Below are 14,659 nucleotides of genomic sequence, written 5' to 3'. Positions count from 1 at the left end.
AGGGAAACCATGATCCACCAGACCATCGCCGCCGTATCACTGGCAAGCCTCGAGCGCGTCGCGCAGGAGCGCACCTTCAAGAGCCATGACGGCACCGAGATCTTCTACCGCTACTGGCCGGCCGTTGGGCAGACGCCAAAGGGTGCGATCCTTCTGTTCCATCGCGGCCACGAGCATGGCGGCCGCATGGCGCATCTGGTCGACGAACTCGCCATGCCCGATCATGCCTTCTACGCCTGGGACGCGCGCGGCAATGGCCGCTCGGCCGGCGAGCGCGGCTATGCGCCGTCCTTTGCCGCCCTGGTTCGTGACATCGACTGCCTGGTGCGTGAGATCGGCCGGGATGGTTTTGGCCAGCGCGACATCGCGCTGATCGCGCAGTCCTTCGGCGCCGTGCTGGCCGCTGCCTGGGTGCATGACTATGCGCCCGACATCCGCGCGCTGGTGGTGGCTTCACCGGCCTTTTCGGTCAAGCTCTACGTGCCCTTCGCCAAAGAGGGCATTGCGCTGTGGCAGAAGCTCAAGGGCCGCTTCTTCGTCAATTCCTACGTCAAGGCGAAGTTCCTGACGCATGATGCCGAGCGCATCGCTTCCTTCGACGCCGATCCGCTGATCACGCGACCGATCGCCTCCAACATCCTGGTCGAGCTTTACGACCACGCTGCCCGCATCGTCTCGGACGCGCGCGCCATCACCGTGCCGACGCAGCTCTTGATCTCCGGCAGCGATTGGGTGGTGCGGCATGGACCGCAGCACGAATTCTTCGTCAATCTCGGCAGCAGCGCCAAGGAGCGGCATGTGCTGCCCGGCTTCTTCCACGACACGCTGGGCGAGCGCGATCGCAAGCAGGCGCTGGACTTGATCCGGCCGTTCCTCGAAAAGCAATTTGCCACGCCGGAGAAAAGCATCGACTTGCTTCAGGCCGACCGCGCCGGCTACACCCGCGACGAGGCCGAGAGGCTCGCCTCGCCGCTGACGCTGTTGTCGCCCAAGGGAATTTTCTGGGCGATGAGTCGCGCCTCGATCCGCATGGGCGCCTGGCTGTCTTCGGGCATGAAGATTGGCATCGCCACCGGCTTCGATTCCGGCTCGACGCTCGACTATGTCTACGAGAACGACGCGCGCGGCACCGGCTTCATCGGCCGCATGATCGACCGCACCTTCCTCGACGCGATCGGCTGGCGCGGCATCCGCCAGCGCAAGCTGCATCTGGAAGAGCTGATCGGCAACGCCGCCGCCAGCCTGAAGGCAGCCGGCCGTCCCGTCCACATGCTCGACATCGCCGCCGGTCACGGCCGCTATGTGCTCGATGCCGTCACCAAATGCACTGAACCGCCAGCAAGCGTGCGGCTGCAGGATTATTCCGAGCTCAATGTCGGGTTGGGTTCGAAGCTGATCGCCGAGCGGCAGCTGCCGACCAGCGTCACCTTCCATCAGGCCGACGCCTTCGATGCCGACATGCTGGCCGGGCAAAAGCCGGCGCCGGACCTCGCCATCGTCTCCGGGCTTTACGAATTGTTCGCCGACAACACGATGATTTCCCGCTCGCTCGGCGGGCTGGCCAGCGCCATGCAACCCGGCAGCCTGCTCGTCTACACCAACCAGCCATGGCATCCGCAGTTGGAGATGATCGCGCGCAGCCTGACCTCGCATCGCGGCGGCCAGGCATGGGTGATGCGGCGGCGCACGCAGGGCGAGATGGACCAGTTGGTGACGGCGGCCGGTTTCGAGAAGATCGACCAGCGCATCGACCAATGGGGCATCTTCACTGTTTCGGTCGCTCGGCGCGTCTGAGACCATGGCCCCGGCTCGGGAACACAATTTGGATATCGTGCTGAGGGCCGCCCTTTGGCTGGCGCTGCTGGCGCCGTTCTTCTATTCGACCTATGGCTTTGCCAACTGGCTGGCGTCGCGGCGCGACCATGTCGGCAGCATCGTGTTTGCCTGGGAACACGCCATCCCGTTCGTCGCCTGGACGATCGTGCCCTACTGGTCTATCGATCTGTTCTACGGCCTGTCGCTGTTGCTCAACACGACCAGGCGCGGCGTCGACCGGCTCGCCGGCCGCTATCTCTCGGCGCAGATCATTGCCGTCGCCTGCTTCATCGCGTTCCCGCTGACGGCGACCTTCGTGCGGCCGGAAACCACCGGCCTGCCGGGTTTTCTGTTTGCGGTGCTCGGTGGTTTCGACAAGCCGTTCAACCAGGCGCCATCCCTGCACATCGCGCTGCTGGTGATCATCTGGGACCATTGGCGTCACGTTCTGGCACGTCACCGTCTCGGCGGCATTCTCCGCCCGGTCTGGCACGTCTGGTGTTTTCTCATCGGCGCCTCGGTGCTGACGACCTGGCAGCATCATTTCATCGACATTCCGACCGGCGCCCTGCTCGGCCTGTTTGCGCTGTGGCTGTTTCCGTCCAAGGGCGAGCTGCCATTCTGGGGTTTTCGGTTGACCGCCGACCCAAGGGCGCGGCGGCTGGCGGGTTATTACGGGCTGGGGGCGGCCCTTGCCCTGGCCGGCGCTGCCGAGGGCGCGTTGGTCTCCGCCGATTTTCTCATCCTGTTGTGGCCGGCATTGGCGCTGGCCATCGTCGCCTTCGGCTATGCTGGGGCCGGCGCCAAAGTGTTCCAGAAGGCAGCCGATGGTAGCGTCTCACTGGCCAACCGTATCCTGCTCCTGCCCTACCGGCTTGGCGCCCGGATCAATGTGTGGGTATGGACCCGCCAACTGGCGCCGCAAGCGGAGATCACCGACGGTGTTTTCCTCGGCCGGTTTCCGAGTGCCGACGAGGCCAACCGCTTCGGCACAGTGATCGACCTTGCCGGCGAGATGGAACGGCCGCGCGGCGTGACCTGCCGCTGGATCAGCTACGCGATGCTCGACCTCGTGGCGCCGCCTCACGACAGGCTGGAGCGAGCGGTGGCGGCGATCGAGCTGGCGCGCCGGCGCGGCACCGTCCTGGTCTGCTGCGCGCTCGGCTTCCAGCGCAGTGCAGCCGTCGTCGCCGACTGGCTGGTGGTGACGGGGCGCTCGTACACAGCTGCACAGGCGCGCAAGAAACTCGCCGCGTCGGGCAGGCCCGTGCACCTTCAGATCGGGCTGGATGAACCGGGGCTGGAAGAACCGGGGCTGGAAGAACCGACATGAGTTGGCCGGCATGAGTGGCGACAATTTTCCCGAGAAGGCCGAAATATTCGCCGCCGGGCTGATGGTGCAGGCGGTGTGGCCGATCCTGCTGGTGGTCGCGGCTGTGATGGCAGCGCCGGTCATCGGCCTGGTGGCCGGACCGCAGACGACAGCGCTGTCCGCGGCGGCCTGGCTGGTCGCGGCGGCGAGCGCCGTGGCCACGCTGGCTCTTTCGGCCTTGCTTTTGTTCGATGCGCTGCTGTTCCGGCTGATGGCAAGCCACGCCAGCGAGGCCGCCCGGGGTGCCGCGGTCGACGATGTGCTGGCGCGCATGCGCCTGAAATCCACCACTGCCGGCGGCCGCTCGCTCGACCATCGCATGGCAGGCACGCGCCGCCTGCTGACAAGGCAGCGCATGGCGCTCGCCATGTTTGCTGCGGCATCCCTTTTCGCAGCATTTGTTTGAGCCATGACAAAACTTCACCTGCGCGCCAACACCTTCACCTTGCTGCAGACGGTGACGTCGGTCGGCCTGTCGGCGGCGGCCTGGGTGGTAACCGGCGTCAGACCAATCTGGAACGGCAGCCAGCCGTCGGAGCGGCAGCGCATCTACTTCGCCAACCATGCCAGCCATGGTGATTTCATCCTGCTGTCGGCCTGTCTGAGTGAGAAGGTGCGCGCCCGGACCCATGCGATCGCGGCGGCCGAATATTGGGGCAAGTCGCGGCTGCGCCGCTTCATCGCGCAGGACATGCTGTCGTCCGTGCTCATCCACCGGCAGTGGACCGACGAAACGCAACACCCGATCTCGATCATGCTGTCGGTGCTCGACGACGGCCACTCGCTGATCCTGTTTCCCGAAGGCACTCGCAACACGACGGAGGCGGATCTGCTGCCGTTCCGCTCCGGCCTCTACAATCTGTCGATGGCGCGGCCCGATGTCGAACTCATCCCGTGCTGGATCGAGAACATGTCGCGCGTGCTGCCCAAGGGCCAGTTCCTGCCGGTGCCGCTTCTGTGCCGCGTCGTCTTCGGTCCGCCGGTGGCGATCGCGCCCGGCGAAGAACGCCGCACCTTCCTCGAGCGCGCGCGCCAGACGCTGCTGTCGCTCAACCCGCGTCCCGATCGGGACCACTAGCATGACCAGGCAAAGAGACTTCGTATGACACTGCCGCCAATGCATGAAACCGTCATCCTGCTGGCCGGCGTGATCTGCGTGCTGACCATGGCGAGCATCGTTGCCGGTATCCTCTCATGGCGGGCGCCGAAGCCGCTGCCCTCGACGCTCGTCAACTTGAACCAGCGCATCAACGCCTGGTGGGTGATGGTGCTGGCGATCACCGTCGCCTTCTTCTTCGGCCGCACCGGCATGACCATCCTGTTTGCGCTGATCTCGTTTGCCGCGCTGCGCGAGTTCGTGACGCTGACGCACAGCCGGCGCAGCGACCACTGGGTGCTGCTCGGCATGTTCGGCATCATCATTCCCTTCCAGTACTGGCTGGTGTGGACCGCCTGGTACGGGCTCTTCACCATTTTCATCCCCGTCTACTGCTTCCTCTTGATGCCGGCGGTCACCGCGCTCAACGGCGACACCGAGCGCTTCCTCGAGCGCGTGTCCGCGCAGCAATGGGCGGTCATGATCTCGGTCTACTGCGTCAGCCATGTGCCGGCGCTGCTGACCCTCAACGTGCCCGGTTTCGAGGGCCGCAACCTCCTGCTCATCGCCTTCCTGATCATCACCGTGCAAGGCAGCGACGTGCTGCAATACATTTTCGGCAAGCTGTTCGGCAGGCATCTTCTGTCGCCCTCCGTCTCGCCCTCGAAGACCTGGGAAGGGCTGGTCGGCGGGCTGGTGGCATCGAGCCTTCTGGGCGCGCTGCTGTCGTTCCTGACGCCGTTCTCGCCGCTGGCGGCGGCAGGCGTCGCCTTCATCGCCTGCCTGATGGGGTTCCTCGGCGGGCTGGTGGCGTCGGCGATCAAGCGCGACCAGGGGGTCAAGGACTGGGGCCACCTCATCGAAGGCCATGGCGGCATGATGGACCGCGCCGACAGCTTGGTCTTCGCCGCGCCGGTGTTCTTCCACATCGTCCGCTATTTCTGGACGTGAGCGAAGCCGCTCAATCGCGGATCGCGCGGCCCGCCTGCTGCAACAGTTCGAAGGCGGCGAAGCGCTTGTCGTGCCAAGGCACCAGATCGCCGCCGGCCGGGCGATAGATGTCGCCGATGCGCGACATGCCGGTCATCGCCGCGATCACATCGGGATATTTTTGCGCCGCCACCGCCGCCAATATGGACGAGCCGAGCAGCACCGGTTCGGGCGAGGTCGAACCGGCGACGGTCAGGCCTGTGGTGTCGGCCAAAAGCTGACGTACCAGCTCGCTTTGCGCGGCACCGCCGCTGACGACGATAGTGTCGATGGCGATGCCTTTGTTGGCCATCGCCGCAAGGATCTGGCGCACGCCGTAGCCGATGCCCAGCAGGCCGGCGACATAGAGCGCGACCAGACTGTCGAGGGACGTGTCCATGCCAAGCCCGGCGATCAAGGCCTTGGACTCGGGATCGGCGAAGGGCGAGCGGTTGCCGAGGAATTCCGGCACGACATGCAGTCCATCGGCCAGGTGCGCTACGGCGGACAGGTCGGCGGACTGCTCCGCCGCCTGCTGACCAAGCCAAGCGGTCAGGCCGAGACCTTCCGCCTTGGCTTTCGCGGATGCCTCAGCCGTGGCCGGATGGAAAGCGACGAGGTGGTCGATTGCAGCACCCGCCGCCGATTGCCCGCCTTCATTGAGCCAAAGCCCCGGCACCATCGAGGAAAAATACGGGCCCCAGACGCCGGGCACGAAGGCCGGCTCGCTGGTGCTGGCCATGGTGCAGGCCGAAGTGCCGAACACATAGGCCATGCGCGACTGCAAGGTGCCGACGGAGCCCTGCCCGCCAACCGTGCCGACTCCCCCGGCATGGGCATCGATCAGGCCGGCCGCAACCGGCGTTCCCGGCAACAGGCCGAGATCGGCCGCGGCGGCCTCAGTCAGGCCTTGGGCAAGCGCGGTGCCGCCCTCGACGATCTCGGTGCCGATGCGGGCAAAGCCTTCATCGGCGAGCGCGCCGAGGCCGATGGCGCGGAAATAGGCTTCGTCCCAGCGCCGCTCGTGGCCGAGATAGGTCCATTTGCAGGTCAGCGTGCAGATCGAACGCCCCAGGCTGCCGGTCGAGCGCCAGGTCAGATAGTCGGTGAGGTCGAAGAAATGCTCGGCGGCATCGAAGGTGGCGGGCAGGTTTTCGCACAGCCACAACAGCTTCGGCGTTTCCATCTCCGGCGATATGGTGCCGCCGACATAATCGAGCACGGCGTGCTTGCCGGCATTGACGCGCTGCGCCTGATCGAGCGCACGATGGTCCATCCAGACGATGATGTTGCGCTGGGCATCGCCGGAATGGCCGACCGGCAACGGCGCGCCATCCTGGCCGACCACGACCAGCGAACAGGTGGCGTCGAAGCCGATGCCGGCAATGTCGCGCCCAGCGAGCCCCGACTTGGTCACCGCCTCGCGCACGCTGGCGCAAACCGCACGCCAGATGTCCTCGCTCGACTGTTCGGCGATTTCGCCGGGCTCGATGAATAGAGCGATGTCGCGCTTCGCCGAGGCAAGCATGGTGCCCTTGCTGTCGAACACCCCCGCCCTGGCACTGCCAGTGCCGACGTCGATGCCGAGGAAGTGGGACATGGGGAACCTCAGAAGTTAGGCAGTAGGCAGTAGGCAGTAGGCAGTAGGCAGTAGGCAGTAGGCAGTAGGCGAGATGGTCAGCAGTGAACCGTCAGTTGCAAGAGCCTCTCCCCATTTCCTACCGCCTAACGCCTCACAAATCATTGCTCTGCGGCAGGATAACCAGATCCCGGATAGTGACATTTCTCGGCCGCGTCAGCATGAACAGCACGGCTTCGGCGACCTCGACCGGTTGTATCAGGCCGCCCTTGGCCAGTTCATCCTCAAGCTTGTCCTTCGGCCAGTCGCTGATCAGCGCTGTCACCACCGGCCCCGGCTGCACCGCGCCGACGCGCAGGCCGTGCGGGGCGACCTGCCGGCGCACCGTGTGGACGAAGGCCTGCACGGCATGCTTGGATGCCGTATAGATCGGCTCCCAGACCACCGGCACCAGTCCGGCGATCGAGGACGTGACGATGATGTCGCCGGTCTTTCGTTCGACCATATGCGGCAGCACGGCGTGGATGGAACGAAAGACCGCATTGATGTTGAGGTTCAGCATGCGGTCCCAGGCATCCGGGTCGCCTTCGAGCACCGGGCCGCCGACATAGGCGCCGGCATTGGCGTGGAAGATATCGAGCGGGCCGGCCTTGTCCAGGATTTGCGGCATCATCGTCGCGACGCTGGCCGGCTTCATCAGATCGATCACCAGCGGGATCGCGTCGGGACCGAGTTCGGTGCAGACGCTTTTCAGCGCGTCTTCGGCGCGGTCGACGAGCACAACGCGAACGCCGGCGGCAATCAGCGCTCTCGCGCATTCCAGGCCTATGCCCGACGCGGCGCCGGTGATCGCCGCGACCTTTCCACTCAAATCCTGAGCCATTCTATCCTCGTATCGATTGCGGTTGCGTTCAGGCGCGGCCGTGGGAAACCCGCGAGCGGCGTGCCAGGGAGTCGACGATGACCGCAATTGCCAGAACGGCGCCGGTGATCATGTAGCGAAGCGACGATGACAGATCGAGCAAGGTCAGCCCGCTGGCGATCGACTGGATGACGATGATGCCGAGCAGCGCGGAATAGGCGCTGCCACGGCCGCCAAACAGGCTGGTGCCGCCTATGACCGCCGCCGCAATGGCGTTGAGGTTGACGTCGCCGGTGCCGGCCTGCTGGCTGGCCGAGGCCAGTCGCGCCGCCGACAGCACGCCGCCGAGGGCGGCAAACATCGAGCACATGACGAAGGCGCTGAGGTAGATCGAGCGCACCTTGATGCCGGCGCGGCGCGCCGCTTCGCGGTTGCCGCCGACGGCGGTCATCGAGCGGCCCCATTGGGTGCGGGTCAGCGCATAGTTCATCGCCACCACCAGGCCGACGAACAGGCCGAACATCCACGGTATGCCGCGCGCCTGGTTGAGATAGCCGACGATCAGTTCGAGCAGGATGGTTAGGGCGGCGACGCGCACGATGAGGCCGCCGACAGACGGCGCCGACAAATTGACGGCCCGGCGGCGGCTGACGGTGCGCAGGCCGCTGATCAGCATGACGATGCCGGGCAATGCCGCCAGTGCATAGGACAGCCTGTCCGGCATGACCAGCAACTGGCCGAAATTCACCAGGTTCGAGCCATAGGGCAGATTGATCGAGCCGGTGGAGCCCAGAATATACAGCTGCAGGCCGAGCACGGCGAGCAGGCCGGCGAGCGTCGAGACGAAGCTTGGCATGCCGAGCCGGTTGAACAGCAAGGCATAGAGCGCGCCGATGAAACCGCCGACGGCAATCGCGGCGAGGATGGCGAGCGCCACCGGCCAGCCCTGGTTGACCCACAGCGTGCCCACCATGGCCGAGGCAAAGCCGCTGATCGAGCCGACCGACAGGTCGATCTCGCCGACCATCAGCACGCAGACGATGCCGAGCGCGATGACGCCGACGGTCGAGCAGTCGAACAACAGATTAACGAGGTTGCTCGACGAGACGAACACCGGATTGAGGGCGGTGAACACGCTCCAGATGATGACCAGGCCGACGATGACCGGCAACGAGCCGAGGTCGCCGGAGCGGACGCGGTCGAAGAAGGCGCTGATGGCGCCACCAACGCCGGCCTGGTGCTTGACGCGCACGTCGCTGCGGTCGAGCGCCGTCGACGAGGAGGTGTCCTGCTTGGGCTCCGCGCTCATGGCCGCTGCTCCTGGTTGTGCGCTTGTTCGGCGGCCTTGCGCCGTTCGGCGCGGCGCGACACTGCATTGTTGGTGGCGCCGGTGATGGCGCTGACCAGTTCCTGGTTCGAGGCGTCGGGTTCGAAGACGCCGTTGTTGCGGCCGAGCCTGAGCACCACGATGCGGTCGGCGACGGCGCGCACGTCCTCCATATTGTGACTGATCATCAGCACGCCGAGCCCACGCTCGCGCACCCGGTCGATGAGGTTCAGCACTTCCGCCGTCTGGGCGACGCCAAGAGCGGCGGTCGGCTCGTCGAGCAGGATGACCTTGGGGTCGAGCAGCAGCGAGCGGGCGATCGCCACGGTCTGGCGCTGGCCGCCGGACAGCGAGGCGACCGCCTCGCGGACGCTTGGAATACGCGCCGACAATTCGTTGAGCAGCGTCCAGGCGCGGATCTCCATCGCCACCTCGTCCAGCCGTAGCGGGTTGAGCTCCTTGCCGAGAAAGATGTTGGCTACGACGTCCAGGTTTTCGCACAGCGCCAGATCCTGGAAAACGGTGGCGATGCCGAGCGTCAGCGCGGCGCTCGGGTCGGGCATCGTCACTTGCCTGCCGCGGAAATTGATGGTGCCCGAGCTCGGCTGGTGGACGCCGGCCAGAATCTTGACCAGCGTCGACTTGCCGGCGCCATTGTCGCCGACCAGCGCCACCACCTCGCCGGCATGGACATCGAGATCGATATCGGTGAGCGCCGAAACGGCGCCGAAATTCTTCGAGATGCCGCGCAGGCTGAGCACCAGCTCGCCTGCCGAAACCGGTCCGTCAGAGATGTCAGACATGGTGGCAAACCTTTCCGGATGGGCGGTCAAGAGTGACTGCGAACTTCCGGCCGCCGCAAGGGCGGCCGGAAAGCAGGATCAGGATTCTAGGTCATCCTTTTATGCATGTCTTATCTCAAAACCGCTGCGCGATTTTGGGCGACCTGCATTGTCACTTTGTGATGCCGAGCTTCTTGCAGCCTTCGGCATAGCGGTCGACGCAGAGCTCTTCGGCGGTGTTGATCTTCTTGTCGATGATCTCGGCCTTGAGGTTTTCCTGCGTCACCACCGCCGGCGTGAACAGCTGCGATGGGGTGTCGTAGAGGGTCATTTCGGCCTTCGGCGTCTCGCCCGACAGAAGCTGGACGGCGACGTTGGCGGCAGCCGCCGCAACGATCTCGCTCGGCTTGGAGATGGTGTTGTACTGATCGCCGGCGATGATCAGCTGCAGTGCGGCGATCGTCGCGTCGTTGCCGGTCACCGGCGGCACCGGATCGACACCGGCGGCCTTGAAGGCGGCGATGGCGCCACCACCGGTGCCGTCATTGGCCGCAACGACGCCGACGATCTGCGTGGAGAAGCGGGTGATCTGGCCGCTTGCCCATTGCTGCGCCTTCGGCGGCGCCCATTCCGGCGTGTCGTATTCGGCAAGGATCTTGTAGCCGCTGTTGTCGAGGCTGGAATGGATGCCCTTCTTGATCAGCCCGGCGGCCGCGTCGGTCGGCGATCCGTTGATCTGCAGCAGGCCGCCGCTGGCGGGGTCGACCTTCAGCGCCTTGAGGTGTTCGACGAGCGAGTCGGCAATGGCCTTGCCGATGCCTTCATTGTTGAACGAGACGTAGAAGTCGGCAGGTGCAGTCGGGATCGGGCGATCATAGGCGATGACCTTGACGCCCTGGCTCTGCGCCAGCTTGACCAGCGAGGCGGCGGCAGTCGAGTCGACAGGGTCGAGCACGATCGCCTTGGCGCCTTGCGAGATCACCGAGTTGAACTGCTGCTGCTGGCGCGAGGCGTCGGCATCGGCGTTCTGGTAGATCACCTTGCAGCCGGGGCAGAGTTTTTTCATCTCGGCGACGAAGCCGGGATAGTCGTGCTGCTCGTAGCGCGTCGAGGCCTGGTCGGGCATCAAGAAGGCGACCGTGGCGTCGGTAACCGGGGCGGCAAAGGCAGCGGTGCCGCCAAGAAGGGAAACAGTGAGCGCGATGGCTCCCGTCGATTTCCAGGCAAATCTGGTCATTTTGATAGCTCCGTTTCAAGGAATGGTTTCATGAAGCCCTGGACACCACATGGCGCCGGGCCTTGACTGCAGTCGGGCTGTTGCGAGGAACAACGGAGCACTTGATCCGTGCTGCGCATCCTCTTGATATCTCTGGATTTCGGGACAAGCGATCTCCAGCACGGGGCGCCTCCAACGCACCCCGCGTTCTTACCTCAGTAAACGTCTAGGCTCCTCCCGGTCCTCCCTGTTAGGCGGCAATCTCCGCGCTGATGTTTTCCGCCAGCAGGGCCCTGAAGCGCGAAGGCGACATGCCTTTCTGGGTCAGGAACTGGCGGTTGAAATTCGAGATGTTGTTGTAGCCGGCGGCGTAGCAGATCTCGGTGATCGGCATGTCGGCCTCGCTCATCAGCAACTGGCAGGCAAGGTTGATGCGCAGCCGGTTGACGTACTGCACCAGCGCCATGCCGGTATGACGGCGGAAGCTGCGCGAAAACGCGCTCGGGCTGCGCCCGGCAATCGCCGCCAGATCGCTTTCGCTGAACGGCTCGGTCAGGTTGGCGTTGATATAGGCAAGCGCCTTGTTGACGCCGGCCGACATGAAGCCTGAGGGATCCGGCAGATAGCTGGCGCTGGTCAGCGTCCGTACATCGGCGGCGCGGCTCAGAATATCGATCAGCTCCATGAACAGCGCGATGCGGCGAACGCCTAGCGCCTCGACCAGTTCGGCCAGCACAGGTGCGGCGAGCTTGGCGGTAGCGGTGGAGAACAGCGCGCCGCGGCGGCTGAGCTCGAGAATGTTTTCACAACCGGCAAGTTCCGGCAACGCGGCGGTGGCGTCTGCGATGAACTCTTGCGAGAATTGCACGACGCGGCCGCGCAGCGGCACGCTGGCGCCTGCCGGCACGTCGCTGACCCAATTGTGCGGCAGGTTCGGGCCAGTGAGCACGAGATTGCCGGGCTCGAACTCGCCGATGAAGTCACCGACGAAATAATGGCCCGTGGTGGCGACGACATGATGGATTTCGTATTCGGGATGGAAGTGCCAGCGCACCGTGTGGAAGGGGTAGCCGTGGGCCCAGGCCTTGAACGACTCGCCGCGTCTGATCTGGACGACTTCCAAGTCCGGATTCATGTCAGTTCCTCCCGGCGCCGGTCCGGTCATGCGACCAGTTGCAGTGCCATCTCCCGCAGGCCGCGTTTGCCGCTCTCTGCAGTGATCGAAGCTTAGGCGGCAATTCATGCAGCCGCCACCACGGTGTGTCCACCTCACTGATACTTTTTTGACGTTTTTGTGGTCAAGGCGATACGTTTGCGAGTACGCGGGAGAGATCAGGGCCCGCTTGCGAGACGGTGACGACGCAAACGATGTCGTCGGCAGCGAGAGCTGGCCGCTCGATTTCGGCTCCGTCACAGTGATAATATGCAAAGGGAGCGGATCGGCATGACAAGGACGTTCACCTACTCCGGCAGCCCTGCGCATATTGTCTTCGGCAATGGCGCGTCGTCCGAGGTGGGCACCTGGATCGAAAAACTCGGCTGCAATCGCGCGCTGGTGCTGTCGACGCCGCATCGGGCTGCCGACGGCGAGGCGCTTGCCGAATCCCTCGGCGCGCTGGCGGCCGGCACCTTTTCGGGCGCCGCCATGCACACGCCGGTCGAGGTAACCCAAACGGCAATGGCCAAGGCGACCGAGGTCAACGCTGACTGCGTTGTCGCGCTTGGCGGCGGCTCGACCACCGGTCTCGGCAAGGCGATCGCCTGGCGCACCGACCTGCCGCAGATCGTCATCCCGACCACCTATGCCGGCTCGGAGGTGACGCCGATCCTCGGTCAGACCGAGAACGGCGAAAAAACCACAATGCGTGACGCAAGGATCCTGCCGGAAGTGGTGATCTACGATCCAGAGCTGACCGTCGGCCTGCCGATAGCGATGAGCGTCGCGTCAGGACTCAACGCCATGGCGCACTCGGCCGAAGCGCTTTACGCGCAGGATCGCAATCCGATTTCCACCCTGATGGCGAAAGAAGGATTGCGCGCCATGAAGACTGCGCTGCCGGTGTTGACCAAGGAGCCTGGAAACATCGATGCACGCGGCGATGCGCTTTACGGCGCCTGGCTGTGCGGTACGGTGCTCGGCGCCGTCGGCATGGCGCTGCATCACAAGATCTGTCACACGCTCGGCGGCTCTTTCGACATGCCGCATGCCGAGACGCATGCGGTGATGTTGCCGCACACGATCGGCTTCAACGCCGCCGCGGTGCCCGACTTGTTGAAGCCGGTCGCCGACTTGTTTGGCAGCAGCGCCGGTAGCGGTCTCCAGGATTTCGCCAAGGCGGTCGGCGCGCCCCTTACATTGAAAGAACTCGGCCTCATGCAGGCCGATCTCGACCGCGCCGCTGAGATTGCGACCAGGAACCCATACTGGAATCCGCGGCCTTTCGACCGCGCCGCAATCCGCGCCCTGTTGCAGGACGCGTGGGAGGGAAGGCGTCCGCAAAACTGACTGCAACAAGCAAGGAACTTACCCGCCGCGAATTCATCAGGAAGACCGCCATGAGTGGCTCCGCCTGATCGGCGCAGGCCGCTCACGCTTTTGTGCGCGTGAAAAACTGCGCGGCTCGAAAAGCCCATTGACATCAACCGTATTTTCGAAGCAAACGTTATATTGTTACTGTTATACAGTTACACAGCCCGCCTCTCCGGCGACATACCTTTCAGACTGCAAGGAGACCACGGATGCGTCGCATTCCCTTTCTCGCCGCGCTGCTCGTCGCGGTGCCGCTTTTGACCGGCACGGCTGCCCGCGCCGAAGACAAGCTGACCATCGTGGCGGCCGAGAATTTCTATGGCGACCTTGCCCGCCAGATCGGCGGCAGCAACGTCGCCGTCACCAGCATCCTGGCCAATCCCGATGACGATCCGCATCTGTTCGAGACCAGCCCGTCGACGGCGCGCACCATCGCCGACGCCAAGATCGTCATCTACAACGGCGCCGACTACGATCCGTGGATGGACAAGCTGCTGTCGGCCTCGACAGCCAAGGATCGCACGACCATCGTCGCCGCCGACCTGATCGGCAAGAAGTCGGGCGACAACCCGCATCTGTGGTACGACCCGGCGACGCTGCCGGCCATCGCCAAGGCGCTGAGCGCCGATCTTGCCAAACGCGATCCGGCCAATGCAGCGCATTACGAGGCCAATCTCAAGGCATTCCAGACCTCGCTCGAGGCCATTGACAAGGAAATCGCCGACGTCAAGAACACCTATGGCGGCACCGAGGTGACGGCTACCGAGCCGGTCTTCGGCTACATGGCGGAAGCGCTCGGCCTGAAAATGCTGAACTACGATTTCCAGGTGGCTTTGATGAACGATGCGGAGCCGAGCGCCACGCAGGTGGCGGCGTTCGAAAACAGCCTGAAGGACGGCTCGGCCAAGATCCTGTTCTACAATTCGCAGGTGACCGACGAGGCAACGACAAGGCTGCTCGACATCGCCAGGCAGAATAAGGTCACTGTCATCGGCGTCACCGAGACGGAACCGGCGGGCCAGACGATCCAGACCTGGTTCCGCGGCCAGATCGACGCGGTCCAGAAGGCGCTCGCCGCCCGCACACAATGAACGTGACTGCGAATGAATGT

General features: G+C 64.6%; 13 protein-coding genes. 7 read left to right on the top strand and 6 right to left on the bottom strand.

All coding sequences use genetic code 11. The features are described 5' to 3' along the window. Positions 1 to 12 precede the first annotated feature (12 nt). From NKH38_RS24925 to NKH38_RS24905, 5 genes are read left to right on the top strand one after another with little or no spacing between them, the layout of a single operon-like run. Positions 13 to 1,794 carry a bifunctional alpha/beta hydrolase/class I SAM-dependent methyltransferase gene (locus NKH38_RS24925; protein WP_502896630.1) on the top strand — a complete coding sequence of 594 codons (1,782 nt, stop codon included), beginning with the start codon at positions 13 to 15 and terminating at the stop codon, positions 1,792 to 1,794. A 4-nt stretch (positions 1,795 to 1,798) separates the two neighbouring features. Beyond that, a complete protein-coding gene (locus NKH38_RS24920) occupies positions 1,799 to 3,148 on the top strand; it encodes a phosphatase PAP2/dual specificity phosphatase family protein (protein WP_050590393.1) in 1,350 nt (449 codons plus the stop codon). A 10-nt stretch (positions 3,149 to 3,158) separates the two neighbouring features. Next, complete coding sequence (locus NKH38_RS24915; RefSeq protein ID WP_352762954.1) at positions 3,159 to 3,593, top strand: hypothetical protein; 435 nt, start codon at positions 3,159 to 3,161, stop codon at positions 3,591 to 3,593. 3 nt (positions 3,594 to 3,596) lie between these two features. Next, positions 3,597 to 4,265 (top strand): lysophospholipid acyltransferase family protein, encoded by a 669-nt coding sequence (locus NKH38_RS24910; RefSeq protein ID WP_023672504.1) that lies wholly within the window; start codon positions 3,597 to 3,599, stop codon positions 4,263 to 4,265. Between the two features lie 39 nt (positions 4,266 to 4,304). Next, a complete protein-coding gene (locus tag NKH38_RS24905) occupies positions 4,305 to 5,234 on the top strand; it encodes a phosphatidate cytidylyltransferase (RefSeq protein WP_352763051.1) in 930 nt (309 codons plus the stop codon). Between the two features lie 10 nt (positions 5,235 to 5,244). Here the strand turns inward: NKH38_RS24905 and NKH38_RS24900 are convergent, their stop codons facing one another. The 6 genes from NKH38_RS24900 to NKH38_RS24875 all read right to left on the bottom strand — a co-directional run bounded on the left by NKH38_RS24900 (position 5,245) and on the right by NKH38_RS24875 (position 12,153). Then, a complete protein-coding gene (locus NKH38_RS24900; RefSeq protein ID WP_023733956.1) occupies positions 5,245 to 6,852 on the bottom strand; it encodes an FGGY-family carbohydrate kinase in 1,608 nt (535 codons plus the stop codon). A gap of 133 nt (positions 6,853 to 6,985) precedes the next feature. Beyond that, positions 6,986 to 7,714 (bottom strand): SDR family oxidoreductase, encoded by a 729-nt coding sequence (locus NKH38_RS24895; RefSeq protein WP_023733955.1) that lies wholly within the window; start codon positions 7,712 to 7,714, stop codon positions 6,986 to 6,988. A 28-nt stretch (positions 7,715 to 7,742) separates the two neighbouring features. Then, positions 7,743 to 9,002, bottom strand: a complete 1,260-nt coding sequence (locus tag NKH38_RS24890) for a sugar ABC transporter permease (RefSeq protein ID WP_352762957.1) — start codon at positions 9,000 to 9,002, stop codon at positions 7,743 to 7,745. Then, positions 8,999 to 9,823: an ATP-binding cassette domain-containing protein gene (locus NKH38_RS24885; protein WP_352762959.1), complete on the bottom strand. Its 825-nt coding sequence runs from the start codon at positions 9,821 to 9,823 to the stop codon at positions 8,999 to 9,001. Before NKH38_RS24885 ends, NKH38_RS24890 begins: the two co-directional genes overlap by 4 nt. A 151-nt stretch (positions 9,824 to 9,974) precedes the next feature. Continuing rightward, complete coding sequence (locus NKH38_RS24880; protein WP_352762961.1) at positions 9,975 to 11,039, bottom strand: ABC transporter substrate-binding protein; 1,065 nt, start codon at positions 11,037 to 11,039, stop codon at positions 9,975 to 9,977. Positions 11,040 to 11,268: 229 nt separating this feature from the next. Next, positions 11,269 to 12,153: an AraC family transcriptional regulator gene (locus tag NKH38_RS24875; RefSeq protein ID WP_352762963.1), complete on the bottom strand. Its 885-nt coding sequence runs from the start codon at positions 12,151 to 12,153 to the stop codon at positions 11,269 to 11,271. Positions 12,154 to 12,462: 309 nt separating this feature from the next. Here NKH38_RS24875 and NKH38_RS24870 point away from each other — a divergent pair, with 309 nt between their 5' ends. Together NKH38_RS24870 and NKH38_RS24865 are read left to right on the top strand one after the other, a co-directional pair. Beyond that, complete coding sequence (locus tag NKH38_RS24870; protein ID WP_352463173.1) at positions 12,463 to 13,524, top strand: maleylacetate reductase; 1,062 nt, start codon at positions 12,463 to 12,465, stop codon at positions 13,522 to 13,524. 233 nt (positions 13,525 to 13,757) lie between these two features. Beyond that, positions 13,758 to 14,639, top strand: coding sequence for a metal ABC transporter solute-binding protein, Zn/Mn family (locus tag NKH38_RS24865; RefSeq protein ID WP_023754636.1), 882 nt, complete (start codon positions 13,758 to 13,760; stop codon positions 14,637 to 14,639). Positions 14,640 to 14,659 lie beyond the last annotated feature (20 nt).

Origin of the sequence: Mesorhizobium sp. M1078 (assembly GCF_040318615.1) — a bacterium.
Lineage (GTDB): Bacteria > Pseudomonadota > Alphaproteobacteria > Rhizobiales > Rhizobiaceae > Mesorhizobium.
The sequence above is the reverse complement of the archived record's forward strand: the minus strand, read 5'-3'. Positions and strand labels throughout refer to the sequence as shown.